Origin of the sequence: Pseudomonas sp. I2, from assembly GCF_040984075.1 — a bacterium.
Lineage (GTDB): Bacteria > Pseudomonadota > Gammaproteobacteria > Pseudomonadales > Pseudomonadaceae > Aquipseudomonas > Aquipseudomonas guariconensis_B.
The window spans coordinates 1-649 of the sequence record NZ_JBCGFQ010000132.1 but is presented as its reverse complement, the minus strand read 5'-3'; the positions used below and the strand labels follow the sequence as shown (position 1 = coordinate 649).

The following is a 649-nucleotide window of genomic DNA, read 5'->3' as shown; positions in this document are numbered from 1 at the left end:
ACCATGGCCAGCATGGATCCGAGTATGCCGTAAATGACATTACTTTCCTCGCGACCTGCGTAAATGTCACGTACTGTTGCAAATGTGGAAACAAGGCACGCCGAGGCACCACAAGCCTGAAGAATCCGAAGCCCCAGAAAGACTTCAGCCGATGACGTAAGAGCGAGGCCCATTGACGCCACAACGTAGGCGAGGCCACCTCCCAGTAGAACGGGGCGGCGCCCCAGTCGGTCCGATAGCGGTCCAAACAAGAGCTGACCGGCACCAATCATGACCAAGTACGTTGTCAGCGTAAGCTGAATTGTGCTCGCTGTCGTACCAAGCGCGTTTGGCATAAACGGCACTGCTGGCAAGTACATGTCCATGCCGAGTGATGCCAATAAATCGAACGGTGATAACAACAACACCGTGGCGGCAAGGGAGTACCGCCAACTAAAGTTTTTTGAGCGCACGAAACCATCTCCTTGAACAAAGGATTTGGCGGCGCTCCCGTAGAGCAAAAGGATTCATGAGAACGCCGCAACAACCGAAAAATGAAGGTTGCTGCGGCTTACTTGTCTGCGTTCTTGGAAGTGCTCATCTGCTGACTATCTCATGATTGAATTTGAATCGTAACAACTTTCAAGCAACTCTGCGAGGAGCCTTATTG

At 51.9% G+C, this 649-nt stretch carries 1 protein-coding gene; it reads right to left on the bottom strand.

Annotated elements, in window-relative coordinates:
- The coding region (locus WCE05_RS25890; RefSeq protein WP_368816822.1) for an MFS transporter at nucleotides 1–452 on the bottom strand (452 nt) is incomplete at its 3' end.
- Nucleotides 453–649 lie beyond the last annotated feature (197 nt).